Consider the following 15,147-nt stretch of genomic DNA (forward strand, 5'->3'; position numbering starts at 1 on the left):
CCGGCCCCGCCGCCGCGAACCCGGACACTGACTCTGCCACCGTGTACCCTCCGGTTCCCGTTGATGATCGGGCGCCACCATATACGGCGCCGTCTCAGGGGTGATCTCAGGGAACGGCCAGGGTTGTCAGGTGTGCCGTAAGCGCGTTCCGGTTGACACCATGTCCCTATGACCGACACACCCACCAGCGAGGACGCACAACCGGCGGGCGCGGTTCACGGCACCTCACCGGATGCCCGGCGCCCGCTGCGGCGCAGCCGTGAGCACAAGATGGTCGCCGGGGTGTGCGGCGGCCTCGGCCGCTGCTTCGACCTCGACCCCGTCATCTTCCGGGTTGTGCTCGGCGTGCTCGCGGTCACCGGCGGGCTGGGCCTGATCGTCTACGGCTTCGCGTGGCTGCTCATCCCCTTGGAGGGCGAGGAGGATAACGAGGGCCGCAGGCTGCTGTCGGGCCGGGTCGAGGGCCCGGCGCTGACGGCGGTGCTGTGCGCGCTGGTGGGCTGCGGGCTGTTCCTGTCGATGCTCAACAACAGCGCGGTCATGTCCTTCGCCCTGATGCTGACCCTGGCGATAGCGGGCGCGACGTACTGGTCGGCGCACCGCCACCGGACGGAGGGCGAGGAAGCCGCCCCCACGGCGCAGAAGACCGGCCCCGCGCCGCCGGAGACCAAGGCGCCTCCCGTGCCGGTGACGCCGTCCTGGTGGCGCGACCCGATCGTCAAGGACGGCACGACGGGCCCGATGGGTGTGGAGACCGGCTATCTGTGGGGCCCGGACGACGGTCCGGAGGACCGCCGGGAGAGCACGCCGCGGATCCCCGTCCGCCCGGCCAAGCCGGGCCCGCCGCTGGGCGGCTGGACGTTCCTGCTGGCCCTGGTCGCGTTCTCGCTCGGCACCGGCCTGGCCTGGCACCACCAGCCTCTGGGCACCTGCCTGGAGATCGGTCTGGCGTGCGCGCTGGGCGTCTTCGGCACAGGGATGGCGGTCAGCTCCCTCTACGGGCGGACGGGCGGCGGGACGGTCGTCGCCGCCGTGCTGACGGCCGCGCTGCTGTCCGGGGCCGCCGCGCTGCCCAAGTCGGTGAGCACGGACTGGTCGCGCTCGACGTGGCATCCGGCGAACACGGCCGCGCTGCGCGGTGACTACCGCGTGGGCAGCGGCGTGGGCCTCCTCGACCTGACCGGTCTGGCCCTGCCGAAGGACGCGCCGGTCCGTACGCGCGCCGAGGTCGGTGCCGGCCGGCTCAAGGTCGTCATCCCCGAGGACGTCAGGGCCGAGCTGACCATCGACGTCGGTGTCGGTGACATCCGGCTGCCCGGCGAGGGGCGCGACGACGTGGACGTCAAGCCCGGGCAGAAGAAGCGCACAACGCTGGAGCCGCGCGCCGGGAAGCCCTCCCGGGGCACCTTGGAGCTCCAGCTCAAGGTCGGTCTCGGCCAGGTGGAGGTGCGACGTGCGGCGGCATGACTTCGAACCGGGCAAGCTCGTCGTCGGGCTGGTGCTGCTGGGCGGCTGCGCCGCCTATCTCGCCGCGGCCCACGGTTCCTGGCACTTCCCCTCCTACACGCTGCTGCCCGTCCTGGCGGCCGGTTTCTGCCTGGCGGGGCTGGTGTCCTCCCTCGCGTTCGTGGTCCGCCGTCACCGCACGCGCGGCGCGGGGCCGGCGGTCGCGGACCGGCCCACCGACCAGGCGGACTGACCAACCCCGGGGGGCGCGTGGTGAGCGTCTCCGGCCGTACGAGACCCGCCGGGCGTCAGGCGACTCGCGCTTCCGACCGGCCGGCGGACAGGTACGCCCGACCGCCGGACGCACCGGCGGACGGGCTGCCCGACGGGGTGTCCGACGGGCTGTCCGACCGGGCGTCCGACCGGCTGTCCCACCGCGTGTTCAGATCCGCAGCCCGGCGCGTCGGCGCCCGCCCCGCCGCCTGCGGGTCCGCCACGCGGCGTCCAGGGAGAACACCGGTGCCCCCGCGATGACCAGCGGCAGCCAGGCCATCAGATAGGCCAGGTCGTTTCCGTAGTAGTAGGGCGTGGACGCCCAGCTGACCGTCATCCACAGGCTCAGCGAGATGAGCGCTCCGCCGGCCGCCGCCACACGGGCGCACAGGCCCAGCAGCGTGCCTATGCCGACGGCCACCTCCCCGATGCCTATCGCGTAGCCGAAGCCGACCGGGCTCTTCAGGGCCAGGTCGACCAGACCCGGTATCGCGGAGGCGTCCCGCACCGAGTGCAACAGCTCGCCGAGGGAGCCCGGCCCGCTGCTCGCCAGGAACGCGGAGTCGGTGAGCTTGTCGAGCCCCGCGTAGAGGAAGGTGACGCCGAGGAAGATGCGCAGGGGAAGCAACGCGTACAAGGAGAGGGCTGACCGGCGGTCCGTGCCACCGCCGCTCACCGCTTCTCCACGTCCCAGGAGTGTCATACCGACCGCCGCCTCTCCGTCTCTGCCGTCATCCGACCATACGGACACGCGACGAAGCGCGCTCAGCCTGTGGACAACCACGGACCGACACCCACCGTCCGGTCACATCATCGGACCGCCCCCTGTGGACAACTCGACGGCCCGGACCGGCGGGCGGACGGCTCCTCCCCGATCGCCGGCTCGCCCGGCCCGGCGGACTCAGCCGGCGCGGACCCCCAGCGCGCTGCCCTCCAGCCACTCGGCGAGCCGCTCCTCGGTCTCGGCGCCGCCCCCGCATCCGGTGACGGCCAGGCCCGTCAGGGCCAGGCGGCGGACAGCCCGAGGCAGCGGGTGAGGCGGCGCATGGTTCTCCTACGGTTCTTCCGGGCTAGGGACAGCCGGTTCCTCCGGGCAAGGGGCAGCGGCCGGCGCCGCGTGGCCCCGCCCGGGGACATGGCGATGCCGAGGCGATTCCCGCCTCGGCATCCATCCATCGTATGCGGCGCTTTCACCGCAAAGCAGGCCCGTGAGGACGACTCACCCCCGCCGACCGGAAGGGGTGAGTCCGCCGGGAGCGCCCGCCGGTCTCAGGTCAGCAGATCCGGCTCGCTGCGCGATATCTGCTGGTAGAGCGGCTGGTAGTTGATCCACGCGGCCAGGTCGTTGCCCAGTTGGTCCCGGGTGTGCGCCGCGCTGGCGGCGTCGATCGGCACCGGTTTCCCGGCGGCCTTCGCCACCAGCTGCACCTGGCAAGAGCGCTCCATCGTGATGAACCACCACGCCGCCGCGTCCACCGAGTCCCCGACCGTCAGCAGCCCGTGATTGCGCAGGATCACGGCCTTGTGCGGGCCGAGGGCGGTGGCGATCCGCCGCCCTTCCTCCTCGTCCACGACGACGCCCGTGTAGTCGTCGAACAGCGCGTGATCCTGATAGAAGGCGCAGACGTCCTGGGTGATCGGCTCCAGCAGTTCACCCAGGGCCGACAGGGCGCGCCCGTACGTGGAATGGCTGTGCGCGGCGGCCACGACGTCCGGCCGGGCCCGGTGCACCTGCGAGTGGATCGCGAACGCCGCCTGGTTGACGTGGTGACGGCCCTCCACGACCCGCCCCTCGTGGTCGACGAGTATCAGATCGCTGACCCTGATGTGCTTGAAGGACATCCCGAAGGGGTTCACCCAGAAGCAGTCGGTGAATTCCGGGTCCCGCGCGGTGATGTGGCCCGCGACCCCCTCCTCGAAGCCGAACCGGCCGAACAGCCGCAGCGCGGCGGCCAACCGCTCCTTGCGGTGGCGCCGCTCGTCCTCGGCGTTCTCGTGCCGGGGCGGCAGGGCGAACTCCAGCTGGTCCGTGGGGACGGGCCTGGGCGGCTGCGGCATCAGGGGCTCTCCTCTGCTTCGTTCGGAGCTGCTTCTTCGTTCGGAGGTGCTTCTTCGTTCCCCGCACGCGTCATTCACTACGAACGGAAGCTACCGCCGGGTACCGGCGGGGAACAGAGCCGCGACACCACTGGGTCAGGCCTCCGCGGCCCGCCCCTCCCCCGTGTGCGCGAGGATCGCGTCGGCGAGCGGCCGCAGGCACTCGCGAGGCAGCGCGTGGCCCATGCCCGGCATTTCCACCAGGGTCGCGGCCGTGATGACCTGCGCGAGGTGGTGGGCGTTCAGCGACGGGAAGAGGGGATCGGCCGTGGCGTCGACCACGAGCGTGGGCACGGCGTTGCGCGCGAGTGCGGCCGTGCGCAGCATGCCGGAGGAGTCCGCGCGCGCATGGGCGGTGGAGGAGTCCTGGCGGCCCGCGTGCGCGAGGACGCGGCGCTCGCGCTCGCGGATCTCCTCGGCGTGGAAGGGCAGTTCGTCGCCGCTGAGCATCCGCCAGAGCTCCACCGCCCGCTCCAGCGCGGCCTCCGGCCCGGGATCTCCGGCCGGCCGCTCGGTGAGCACGTCCAGCATGCGCGGGCTCGGCCCGGGCAGGTCGGCGACCGGCGTCCGCGTGCCGTCCGCGTGGACCAGCGGCGCCTCGCTGAGCGCGCGGGTCCCGATGAGGGTCGCGCTCAGAACGCGGTCGGGGTGGTCGGCCATCAGCAGCTGGGCGAGCATGCCGCCCAGCGACATGCCGACGACGTGCGCGCGCCCGACACCGTGGGCGTCCAGCACGGCCAGGGCGTCGTCCGCCAGGTCGGTGATGCGGTACGGACGCTCGTCGAACGCCCAGGTCGAGCGGCCGGTGTCGCGGTGGTCGTAGCGGATCACGTGGTGCCGTTCGGCCAGGGCGTCGACGAACTCCTCGGGCCAGGCCAGGCCCGAGGCCGAGGCGCCCATGATCAGCAGGAGCGGCGGGGCATCGGCCGGCCCGCGCTCCTCGGCCCACAGCCGCACTCCGGGGACGAGGTCGATGGTTCGCTGCACGGCGGTCCGCCTTCCAGAAGTCAATGACACCAAGTTAACGACACGAAACGTTTCGTCTCGCGTTCCTCATGCTGCCATGCCGCCCTTCCAGCGGCAAGAGGCTTCGGTGTCGGCGAGCCACCGCGGCGAAAGGTCCCGGAACGACCGCGCCGCCCTCCTCGTACGAGACGAGAAGGGCGGCGCGGCCACGGCGTCAGCGGAGGATCACTCCCACTCGATCGTCCCCGGCGGCTTGCTCGTCACGTCGAGCACCACGCGGTTGACGTCCTTGACCTCGTTGGTGATGCGGGTCGAGATCTTCGCCAGCACGTCGTACGGCATGCGCGTCCAGTCCGCCGTCATGGCGTCCTCGGACGAGACCGGGCGCAGCACGATCGGGTGACCGTACGTGCGGCCGTCGCCCTGCACGCCGACGCTGCGGACGTCCGCCAGCAGAACGACCGGGCACTGCCAGATCTCGCTGTCGAGACCGGCGGCCGTCAGCTCCTCGCGGGCGATGGCGTCGGCCTCGCGGAGCAGGTCCAGGCGCTCCTTGGTGACCTCACCGACGATGCGGATGCCGAGACCCGGGCCCGGGAACGGCTGCCGCTGGACGATCTCGTCCGGCAGGCCCAGCTCCGAGCCGACCATGCGGACCTCGTCCTTGAACAGCTGGCGCAGCGGCTCGACGAGCTCGAACTCCAGGTCCTCGGGGAGGCCGCCCACGTTGTGGTGGGACTTGATGTTGGCGGTGCCGGTGCCGCCACCGGACTCGACCACGTCGGGGTAGAGCGTGCCCTGGACGAGGAAGGCGACGTCCTCGCCCTCGGCGCCGGCCTCGGCGACGATCTCGGCCTGCGCCTGCTCGAAGACGCGGATGAACTCGCGGCCGATGATCTTGCGCTTGGTCTCCGGGTCGGAGACGCCGGCGAGGGCGTTCAGGAAGCGCTCCTGCGCGTCCACGACCTTCAGCTGCACGCCGGTCGCGGCGACGAAGTCCTTCTCGACCTGCTCGGTCTCGCCCTGGCGCATCAGGCCGTGGTCGACGTAGACGCAGGTGAGCTGGTCGCCGATGGCCTTCTGCACGAGGGCGGCGGCCACGGCGGAGTCGACGCCGCCGGACAGCCCGCAGATGGCGCGCTTGGTGCCGACCTGCGCGCGGATCGCGGCGACCTGCTCCTCGATGACGTTGCCGGTGGTCCAGGTGGGGTCTATCCCGGCACCGCGGTAGAGGAAGTGCTCCAGGACCTGCTGGCCGTGCGTGGAGTGCAGCACCTCGGGGTGGTACTGGACGCCGTAGAGCTTCTTCTCGTCGTTCTCGAAGGCGGCGACGGGCACGACGTCCGTGGACGCGGTGACCGTGAAGCCCTCCGGGGCGGCCGAGCAGGCGTCGCCGTGCGACATCCACACCGACTGCTGGGCCGGGGTGCCCTCGAAGAGGGTGGAGCTCGCCCTGGAGACGGTCAGCGGCGTACGGCCGTACTCGCGCGCGCCGTTGTCGTCGACGGTGCCGCCGAGGCTCGTGGCCATCAGCTGGAAGCCGTAGCACATGCCGAAGACGGGGACGCCGGCCTCGAACAGGGAGCGGTCGATGCTCGGGGCGTCGTCCGCGTAGACCGACGACGGACCGCCGGAGAGGATGATCGCCTTGGGCTTCTTCGCGAGCATCTCGTCCACGGGCATCGTGCTGGGCACGATCTCGCTGTAGACCCGGGCCTCGCGGACGCGGCGGGCGATGAGCTGGGCGTACTGCGCACCGAAGTCGACAACGAGCACCGGGTCCGCGGTGTTGTCGTGGGCTGCGGCGGGGGGGGCTGCTGACACGGGAGCGGCCTTCCGGCGGTGGAGGAGAGGGGTCTGTATTTGTCGATTCTACCGGGGTGCGGGCGGTTGGTTTTGTCTCACCATCCGAATGCGCGTTGGCCCCGCGGCCTCCCAGGGGCCATACTGTGCGCCATGCGCAAGCACCTGACCTTCGTCTTTACCTATGGCACCGGGCCCGTCCGGCTGCCATGGTCGTGCTGCTTGAGCAACTGACAAGCGACTTTCCAGGCGCCCCGGGCCGACAAGGCCCGGGGCGCCTGTCGTTTTCCCGGGCTTCGCCGCTCCAGGGGCACTCACCCCTTTTGGAGAAACACACATGAGCACCAGGACTCTCACCGACACCGACGCCCGTACGGACGAGGCGGCGGGCGTGATCACCGACGCGCGGGGGCGGATCGACGATCTCGACGGCCGGATCATCGGGCTGGTGCAGGAGCGGATGGCCGTCTCGGCGGTGATCCAGCGCGAGCGGATCGCCTCCGGTGGGCGGCGGGTGAACCTCTCCCGCGAGATGGAGGTCCTCACCCACTACAGCGAGCAGCTGGGCAAGCCCGGCACGGCTCTCGCGATGACGCTGCTGGAGCTGTGCCGGGGCCGGATCTGAGTTCGGCAGCCCGCGTCCGGCGCGTCACCCGTACGGCGCGTGACCGCCCCGCGGCCGCCTTCGTTGGACCCGGTGTCCGCGCCAGCCAGGAGCGGCCCACCGAGATCCACGCGTGGCTTCCGTCCCTGTTCACCTGGGCGCCCGGCAACGACAGGGCGGATCCACCGGAGTGTGAGACGTACGCGTACGTATGTCGTGGGACCTCATTCCGGTGGCACGGCGACCGGTCAGCAGGGGACAGCAGCCCGGCCGCCACCCAAGGGACGGTCGGTTCCGGGGACGCCTGGAACCGACCGTATCCGGTCGAAACGGTTGCGCCGAGCGAGGCGCATCCAGCACGATGCAAAGGGGACATCGAGCCCCTCATCCCGCTCCGCCATTGGTCCGACCACCGGACCACTTCCCGACCCGCGGCGCTCCCCCCGGCGCCGCCCCTCGGCACCGACCCTGCCCTGACCTCGGTGCCGGCAGTCAAGGGCCCCGTGGCCGCCCGCACGCCCCCGCGGAGGCGGCCCGGGGCCCTTCGCCGTGCCGTGCGCGGGCCCGCGTGAGCCATGATCCGTAAGGCCCACCGGTAAGACCCGCTTTCCTTGGAGAGTGCCCCTTACCGCTGCTCTCCCTCCGCAGCCCGCTTCGGCACCGGCGGCACCGCCAGGAGCGGCAGGCGCAGTGCCGCGAAGGCATCCTTCGGTACCGCCGGGTAGCGGGGCTCGACCGTGGCCACGCGGGCGTACGCGGCGCCCTGTGCCGGGCGCGGGTCGGGCTCGCCCTTGTTGGGCCAGAAGGACATCGCCCGTTCCGCCTGTGCCGTGATGGTCAGGGACGGATTGACGCCGAGGTTCGCCGAGACGGCGGCGCCGTCGACGACCGAGATCCCCGGGTGCCCGTACAGCCGGTGGTAGGGGTCGATGACCCCCTGCGAGGGGTCGGAGCCGATCGGGCAGCCGCCGAGGAAGTGCGCCGTGAGCGGGGTGCCCATCAGCTCGCCGACGTTGCTGCCCGCGAAGCCGTTGATCTCCTGGGCGATGAGCGTGGCGGCCTCGGCCGCCTCCGGGATCTGCTTCGGGTTCGGCGCGCCGTGCCCCTGCCGGGCGGTGAGGAGGCCCTTGCCGAAGCCCTCGCGCTTCCGGTACGTCGTCAGGGAGTTGTCCAGCGACTGCATGACCAGACCGATGATGGTCCGCTCGGACCAACGGCGGTTGGACAGCGACCGCGCCAACTGCACCGGGTGGCGCGCGCAGCGGGCCGCGAAGGCCAGCGCGCGGGGCGCTCGCGTGCCCACCGGCACCTGGAGGATGGACAGCAGGCCCATCGCGTTGGAGCCCTTGCCGTAACGGACGGGTTCGATGTGGGTGTCGGCGTTCGGGTGGATGGACGAGGTGATCGCGACGCCGCGGGTGAAGTCGACCCGGTCCGCGCCGTGGGCCCTGCGGTAGCGGTGGTCGTCGGTCTGGGCGCCGACCAGTGCCTCGGAGTTCGTACGGGTCAGGTGGCCGAGCCGGCCCGGGATGCGGGGCAGCAGGCCCTTGTCCTTCATGGTGTGCAGCAGGGTCTGCGTGCCGTACGTGCCCGCGGCGATGATCACGTGCTCGGCGCGCAGCACCTTCGGCGCCGCCTTGTGCCGCTTGTCGGTGGGCAGGGTGACGACGCGGTGACCGCCGTCCCGGTGCTCGGTGACGGCGACGACCGTGGTCATCGGGTGGATGACGGCTCCGGCCTGCTCGGCGAGGTGCAGGTAGTTCTCGTCGAGGGTGTTCTTCGCGCCGTGGCGGCAGCCGGTCATGCATTCGCCGCACTCGGTGCACGCCGTGCGGACCGGCCCCGCGCCCCCGAAGTAGGGATCGGCGGCCTCGGCGCCCGGCGTCACCCGTTCCGTGCCGTCGCCGTCCTCTCCGTCCCCGAAGAACACGCCCACCGGCGCCATGTGGAAGGTGTCGCCCACGCCCATCCTCTCGGCCGCCGCCCTCAGGTGGACGTCCGACGGTGTGGTGGTCGGGTTGAGCCGCACGCCCAGCATCCGCCGCGCCTGGTCGTAGTAGGGCCGCAGTTCCTCCTGCCAGTCGGTGATGTGGGCCCACTGCGGGTCGTCGAAGAAGGGCTTCGGCGGTACGTACAGGGTGTTGGCGTAGTTGAGCGAACCCCCGCCGACGCCGGCGCCCGCGAGGACCATCACATGGCCCAGCAGGTGGATGCGCTGGATGCCGTAGAGGCCGAGGGCGGGCGCCCACAGGTAGTTGCGCAGGTCCCAGGAGTTCCTGGGCAGGGTCTCGCGGGTGAAGCGCCGGCCGGCCTCCAGCACGCCGACGCGGTATCCCTTCTCGGTCAGGCGCAGGGCGGACACCGCTCCGCCGAAGCCCGAGCCGACGACGATGACGTCGTAGTCGAACGCTGACACGATCACCTCCGGTGGAACGGCACGCACAGGGTCCGGTCAGCGCAGGCGCAGGGCCTTCATCGCGCGCAGGCCGCGGGTCATGAGCTCGGCGTACTTCTCGTCCGTCAGCCCGAAGGCCGGCCCGAGCGGCATGAGCCGCTGGTGGGCGACGGTCTGTGCCTCGGTGTATTTGAGGATGCCCTCGGAGCCGTGGCGGCGGCCGAGTCCGGAGTCGCCCATGCCGCCCATGGGCGACTGCGCGCTGCCGTAGGCGGCCGCGTACGCCTCGTTGACGTTGACGGTGCCGGCGCGCAGCCGTGCGGCGATCTCGCGGCCGCGGCGGCCGTCCGCGGTCCAGACGCTGGCGTTGAGGCCGTAGGGCGTGCAATTGGCGAGGGCGACGGCTTCGTCCTCGTCATGGAAGCGGTACACCGACACGACCGGCCCGAAGGTCTCCTCCGCGCACACCGCCATGGGTGCCTCGACGCCGTCGAGGATCGTCGGCTCGTAGAACAGCGGCCCGACGTCGGGGCGCGGCCTGCCGCCCGCGAGGACGGTGGCGCCCTTGGCCATGGCCTCCTCGACGTGCCGGCTCACGTTCTCCAACTGCCGGTGGGAGACGAGCGATCCCATGTCGGCGCCGTAGGCCAGGCCCGTGCCCAGTCGCAGTGCCCTCGTTCGGGCGGTGAAGCGCTCCAGGAAGTCGTCGGCGACCGATTCGTGCACGTACAGCCGCTCGATGGAGACGCACAGCTGCCCGGCGGAGGAGAAGGCGCCGCGGACCGCGCCGGCGGCGGCCTTCTCGACGTCGGCGTCGTGCAGGACCAGCATGGCGTTCTTGCCGCCGAGTTCGAGCGAGCAGCCTATGAGGCGGGCGGCGGCGCTCCGGGCGACCTCGCGGCCGGTGCGGGTGGAGCCGGTGAAGGAGACGTAGTCGGCGTGGGCGACGACGGCGGGGCCGACGACCGGGCCCTCGCCGAGCACGACCTGCCAGACCTCCTCCGGCAGGCCCGCCTCGATCAGCAGTTCACGCGCCCACAGGGCGGTCAGCGCGGTCTCGGTGTCGGGCTTCATCACCACGGAGTTGCCGGCGACGAAGGCGGGCAGGGCGTCGCCGACGGACAGCTCGAACGGGTAGTTCCACGGCGCTATCTGACCGATGACGCCGCGCGGCTGGCGCAGTTCGGCGACCTTGGTCAGCGTGGGGATGACGCCGGTGTGGCTCCTGGGCCGCAGATAGGCCGGTCCCTTGCGCCCGTAGTGGCGCGCGGCCACGGCGACGGCCTGCACCTCCTCGTGGGCGTGCAGGCGCGCCTTGCCGGTCTCCAGCTGGATGAGGTCCAGCACCTCGGACTGGCGGTCGAGTACGAGGTCGTGGAAGCGCAGCAGGACGGCGGCGCGCTCCCGTACGGTCACGCGGGCCCACTGCGCCTGTGCCTCACGCGCGCGTGCGAAGGCGGTGGCGACGTCCTCGGGCGTGGACTCCGGCAGGTCCGCCAGCTTCTGTCCGGTGAACGGCGTGTGGCTGACGGTGGTTCCCGAGCCGATGACACCCCGGGTGAGGCGGGTGACGAGGGCCGGGGTGACGACGTCGGCGGCGGCGCGGGTGCCCGCCGGGGTGACGGGATTTCCGTCGGCCACGTCCGTTGCCACTGCTGCGCTGTGCCGCGAGTCGGTCATGCGGCGAGCGTATGACGGGTCGGACGCTTTGGGTACCCGGCAGTAACTACTTTTCGCCGGGTACCCGGGCGGCTCACTGCTCCTTGATCTTCAAGTACTTGAGGACGTCTTCGAAGAGCTTGTCGCCGTTCTTGCGGCCCTCGCCCTTCTCGGGCATGGTCACCCGGAGCGTCCAGGAGGCGGTCTTCGCGTCGTTGACGATGACCTGGGTGCGCAGGAGGCTCTTGGGGGCCTCCTCGCTGTCCCCGGACTCCCGGTAGACGGTGACGACCTCCGCCGCGTCCATGCCCTGGTGGCGCGCCGCCTCGGCCGTGGTCGACTTGGCGTCGTTGACCGAGAGCGCGCTGCCGCTCTTGAGGTGATCGGCGATCCTCTTGGCCTCGACGTCGGCCGAGCCGATGTCCTTCGGCTCCTTGTCCACCACCGACTTGCGGCGCTGCTCCAGGGTGTCCCGGTCCAGGCTGATATGGAAGACACCGCTGGGGTCGCCGAACTCGACCAGTCCGTCCTCGGCCTTCAGCTTCTTGGTGTAGTCCTCGGGGACCGTGAGGGACGCCTTGACGATCTCGGGCTCGTCCACGACCTTCCAGTGCAGCGGAACGGCCGGTCCCACCGCGAAGGGGTTGACGATGAACAGCGCGGCCGCGGCGGCCACGGCCACCACACCGCCGCCGAGCCCCCACTGCGCCTTGCGGTTGCCCTGGAGGACGGGCGGCATCCACTTGCTGCCGGTGGCCTGCGGGCGCGTCGCGGTGAACGCCGCCGACTGCGGGGCCGGCCGGGCCACGGCGTCCAGTACTTGCCGGACCTGGGCCTGCGTCGGGCGGGAGGCGGGGTCCTTGCGGAGCAGCCCCATGACGATCGTGCCCAGCTCGCCCGAGCCGCGCGCGGGCGTCTGCGGCTCGGTGGACAGGATGGACTGGAGGGTCGCGGGGGTGTTGGAACGGCGGAAGGGCGAGACGCCCTCCACGGCCGCGTACAGCACGACACCGAGCGACCACAGGTCCGACTCCGGGCCCGGCCGCTGGCCCAGCACTCGCTCCGGCGCCACGTATTCGGGCGAACCGACGAACGCGCCCGTCTCCGTCAGACCCTGCTCGCCCTCGATCTGGGCTATGCCGAAGTCGGTGAGCACGACGCGCTCGTTGGGGCCCAGCAGGACGTTGTCGGGCTTCACGTCGCGGTGCAGGACGCCCGCCTCGTGCGCGGCGGCCAGTGCGCCCAGGACGGCCAGGCCGATCCGGGCGGCCTCGCGCGGATCCAGGGTGCCTTCCGCGAGCACGTCGCCGAGCGACCGACCGCGCACCAGCTCCATGACGATCCACGGACGACCGTCCTCGACGACGACGTCGTGGACGGTGACGACCGAGGGATGGTCGATACGGGCGGCGGCGCGGGCCTCGCGCTGCATGCGCTGGTGGACGTTCTGCCGCTGGTACTCGGGCAGGTGGTCGGGGACGCGGGGTTCCTTGACGGCCACGTCGCGGTCGACGACCTCGTCGCGCGCCTTCCAGACGGTGCCCATGCCGCCGTGGCCGAGACGCGAGACGAGGCGGTAACGGCCGCCCAGCAGGCGGCCGCTGCCGGGCTCGGCGGCGGAGGGCTCGGGGGCCGGGGCGTGGACGGTGGGCTGCGGGGCGGGCGGGGTGGCCGGGGTGTACGGGTGGCCCGCTGTCCGCGGGGCGGGCGGGGTGTGTCCCGGTTGCGGTGCCGGTGGGAAACCCGGCGCGTGAGGGGCCGCTGAAACCTGCGGTGCTGCGGGTGCGGCGCTCCGGGCGGGTACAGGCGCCGGCGGCTGGAGGTCGTAGCTGGTGGGCTCGTTCGCCCATCCCCCGTCGTTCGTCATGCCCCCATCATCACTGATGCCGGTGTCCCGGCCGTACCCGCTTCGCGGGCCGCCCCGGCGGCCCGGGCGCCGGGCTCAGGGGCTGGAAACGGGCCGGACCCGTACGAACGTGGCGAGCGCGGTGTCCGCGTACCGCCGCGCCTCGGCGGCCCGCGACGCCGGGCCGGACACCCACAGGTCATACATCTTGCCCCCTTCGTCCCAGCAGATGTCATACGTGCGCAGCGGCCCGGTGCCGGGGCCGTTCCAGGTGAACTCCCACGTGGCGGCCCGGTGGCCGCGGTGCGTGGTCTGCCCGAGCGTGGCGGAGCGGTAGCCCGGGTAGCGCTCCGGGGCCTGCGCGGCGGCACCGCGCAGCGCGCCCAGGGGGCCCTCTTCCTGCGGATCCTGGATGAGGACACCGAGGCGGAAGTCCCGGTCGGACGAGTAGTAGTAGACGCGCGGCGGTTCGAGAGAACGGGTGAAGCCCTCGGGGACGGCCAGGGCGAATCCGGCCGGATCGCGCACGGCCCGGTAGCCGGGCGGCGCCACGACGGTCGCGGTGGCGGGCGGCTCGGCGACGGACGGGGACCAGGCCACGGGCCCGCTCGTCGCGCGCGTGGGCGCGGAACCGCTGCCGGTGGCGTCCCGGCCGGCCAGCAGGACGGCGGCACCGGCGCCCACGCCGGCGAGGGTCACCACCGCGACGGCCGCCATGAGGGCGGTACGGGCGCGCGGCCGGTGACCGGGCCCGTACGGGCCGGGTGAGGCACGCTGAGTCGGTACGGCGCCGGCCGGGGGGCCGGGATCCCGGTCGGCGGCACCTCGTTCGACGTACGCGCGCAGCAGCCGTTCCGCCTCCTCCGCGCCCATCCTGCGCAGAGGGTCGCGCTCCAGCAGGCCCCGTACGACCGGCAGCAGCGGGCCCGCGCCCGCCGGTGGCCGGATCTCGTCGTGGACGACCGCTTGGAGGACACCGCCGAGCGAGTCCCTGTGAAAGGGCGATTCGCCGCTGAGCGCGACGCACAACAGCACGCCCACGGACCACAGGTCGGAGGCGGGACCGGTCTCGACGCCGGAGATCCGTTCGGGTGCGGTGTACTCGGGCGAGCCGACGAACGCGCCCGACTCGGTGATGGTCGTGGCCCCCGATACCTGCGCGATGCCGAAGTCCGTCAGGACGACGCGTCCGGTGCCTGCCTCCAGCAGGACGTTCGCGGGCTTGATGTCACGGTGCAGCACCCCGCGCGCGTGCGCGACGCGCACCGCGCCGAGCAGCGCCACCCCGATCCGGGCCGCCTCCCACGCGCCCACCGGCCCGTCCGCCACCAGCACGTCGGACAGGGCGCGGCCCTCGACGAGCTCCATCACGATCCAGGGCCGCCCGTCCTGAAGCACTATGTCGTGCAGGACGACCACGTTCGGGTGACTGATCAGCGCCGCCGCGCGGGCCTCGCGCAGCGTGCGGTCGATCTGCGCGTGGGCGGCGGGCCCGGCGAGGGCTCCCCCGTCCAGGTGCAGCTCCTTGACCGCGACTTCTCTGGCCAGCAGTTCATCCGTGGCACGCCATACGGTGCCCATACCGCCGCGAGCGATCCTCGCGCTGAGGCGGTAGCGTCCGGCGATCAGACCATCGTGCGCAGCGAAGGTCCCCATACGCCCATCTTTCCCCACCTCCCCCCGGCCCACCGCCTCCGTACCGTCCGCTTCGCCGCGCTACCGCTCGACGATGATCAGCACGCCGTGGCTTCCGGCCCGCACGGCGTGCGGTGTGCGCGGCGGCACGAGGCACAGCTCGCCCGGACCGACGGTCAGACGGGTGCCGTCGAGGTCGAGTTCGAGAGCCCCCTCGACGACGAAGAGCGCCTCGGCATCGCCGTGCACCTCCTCTTCGCCTTCCGCGCCGTCCATCCGCAGCGCCTTCACACGGGTCCCGCCGAGGTCACCCAGCACCTGAGATTTCCATGCCGCGCCAAGCCCTTGGGCCACGTCGACAACGTTGATCGTTTCCATGGGGCGAGACGGTAGTGCGGCGGTGCGCACAGTGGGCTGACCGTT

General features: G+C 72.2%; 12 protein-coding genes. 3 read left to right on the forward strand and 9 right to left on the reverse strand.

From position 1 onward, the window contains the following. Window positions 1-168 precede the first annotated feature (168 nt). Together J7E86_RS15055 and J7E86_RS15060 are read left to right on the forward strand one after the other, a co-directional pair. On the forward strand, window positions 169-1,467 hold the full coding sequence (locus J7E86_RS15055; protein WP_215082176.1) for a PspC domain-containing protein: 1,299 nt from the start codon (window positions 169-171) through the stop codon (window positions 1,465-1,467). Next, a complete protein-coding gene (locus J7E86_RS15060) occupies window positions 1,454-1,699 on the forward strand; it encodes a hypothetical protein (protein ID WP_215082177.1) in 246 nt (81 codons plus the stop codon). Before J7E86_RS15055 ends, J7E86_RS15060 begins: the two co-directional genes overlap by 14 nt. A 189-nt stretch (window positions 1,700-1,888) precedes the next feature. Here the strand turns inward: J7E86_RS15060 and J7E86_RS15065 are convergent, their stop codons facing one another. From J7E86_RS15065 to guaA, 4 genes are all read right to left on the reverse strand, one after another. After that, complete coding sequence (locus J7E86_RS15065) at window positions 1,889-2,422, reverse strand: DoxX family protein (RefSeq protein ID WP_215082178.1); 534 nt, start codon at window positions 2,420-2,422, stop codon at window positions 1,889-1,891. A 566-nt stretch (window positions 2,423-2,988) separates the two neighbouring features. Then, window positions 2,989-3,777 (reverse strand): class II aldolase/adducin family protein, encoded by a 789-nt coding sequence (locus J7E86_RS15070; RefSeq protein ID WP_215082179.1) that lies wholly within the window; start codon window positions 3,775-3,777, stop codon window positions 2,989-2,991. Window positions 3,778-3,912: 135 nt separating this feature from the next. Further along, window positions 3,913-4,803, reverse strand: coding sequence for an alpha/beta fold hydrolase (locus J7E86_RS15075; RefSeq protein ID WP_215082180.1), 891 nt, complete (start codon window positions 4,801-4,803; stop codon window positions 3,913-3,915). Between the two features lie 204 nt (window positions 4,804-5,007). Next, window positions 5,008-6,606: a glutamine-hydrolyzing GMP synthase gene (gene guaA, locus J7E86_RS15080; RefSeq protein ID WP_215082181.1), complete on the reverse strand. Its 1,599-nt coding sequence runs from the start codon at window positions 6,604-6,606 to the stop codon at window positions 5,008-5,010. Window positions 6,607-6,922: 316 nt separating this feature from the next. Here guaA and J7E86_RS15085 point away from each other — a divergent pair, with 316 nt between their 5' ends. Continuing rightward, window positions 6,923-7,210: a chorismate mutase gene (locus tag J7E86_RS15085; RefSeq protein WP_215082182.1), complete on the forward strand. Its 288-nt coding sequence runs from the start codon at window positions 6,923-6,925 to the stop codon at window positions 7,208-7,210. A gap of 604 nt (window positions 7,211-7,814) precedes the next feature. Here J7E86_RS15085 and J7E86_RS15090 read toward each other — a convergent pair. From J7E86_RS15090 to J7E86_RS15110, 5 genes are all read right to left on the reverse strand, one after another. Further along, on the reverse strand, window positions 7,815-9,605 hold the full coding sequence (locus tag J7E86_RS15090) for an FAD-dependent oxidoreductase (protein ID WP_215082183.1): 1,791 nt from the start codon (window positions 9,603-9,605) through the stop codon (window positions 7,815-7,817). Window positions 9,606-9,641: 36 nt separating this feature from the next. Continuing rightward, window positions 9,642-11,264, reverse strand: coding sequence for a succinic semialdehyde dehydrogenase (locus tag J7E86_RS15095; protein ID WP_215082184.1), 1,623 nt, complete (start codon window positions 11,262-11,264; stop codon window positions 9,642-9,644). A gap of 73 nt (window positions 11,265-11,337) precedes the next feature. Further along, complete coding sequence (locus J7E86_RS15100) at window positions 11,338-13,110, reverse strand: serine/threonine-protein kinase (RefSeq protein WP_215082185.1); 1,773 nt, start codon at window positions 13,108-13,110, stop codon at window positions 11,338-11,340. 75 nt (window positions 13,111-13,185) lie between these two features. After that, entirely contained in the window at window positions 13,186-14,745 is a 1,560-nt protein-coding gene (locus tag J7E86_RS15105; RefSeq protein ID WP_215082186.1) for a serine/threonine-protein kinase, read from the reverse strand. Between the two features lie 60 nt (window positions 14,746-14,805). Then, window positions 14,806-15,102 (reverse strand): cupin domain-containing protein, encoded by a 297-nt coding sequence (locus J7E86_RS15110; protein ID WP_215082187.1) that lies wholly within the window; start codon window positions 15,100-15,102, stop codon window positions 14,806-14,808. Between the last annotated feature and the right edge of the window lie 45 nt (window positions 15,103-15,147).

The organism is Streptomyces sp. ISL-11 (assembly GCF_018614525.1).
Lineage (GTDB): Bacteria > Actinomycetota > Actinomycetes > Streptomycetales > Streptomycetaceae > Streptomyces.

Coding starts and splice junctions, on each gene's coding strand:
- J7E86_RS15110 (WP_215082187.1), bottom strand. CDS start 15,102: ATGGAAACGATCAACGTTGTCGACGTGGCCCAAGGGCTTGGCGCGGCA.
- J7E86_RS15085 (WP_215082182.1), top strand. CDS start 6,923: ATGAGCACCAGGACTCTCACCGACACCGACGCCCGTACGGACGAGGCG.
- J7E86_RS15095 (WP_215082184.1), bottom strand. CDS start 11,264: ATGACCGACTCGCGGCACAGCGCAGCAGTGGCAACGGACGTGGCCGAC.
- J7E86_RS15070 (WP_215082179.1), bottom strand. CDS start 3,777: ATGCCGCAGCCGCCCAGGCCCGTCCCCACGGACCAGCTGGAGTTCGCC.
- J7E86_RS15100 (WP_215082185.1), bottom strand. CDS start 13,110: ATGACGAACGACGGGGGATGGGCGAACGAGCCCACCAGCTACGACCTC.
- J7E86_RS15065 (WP_215082178.1), bottom strand. CDS start 2,422: ATGACACTCCTGGGACGTGGAGAAGCGGTGAGCGGCGGTGGCACGGAC.
- J7E86_RS15105 (WP_215082186.1), bottom strand. CDS start 14,745: ATGGGGACCTTCGCTGCGCACGATGGTCTGATCGCCGGACGCTACCGC.
- J7E86_RS15055 (WP_215082176.1), top strand. CDS start 169: ATGACCGACACACCCACCAGCGAGGACGCACAACCGGCGGGCGCGGTT.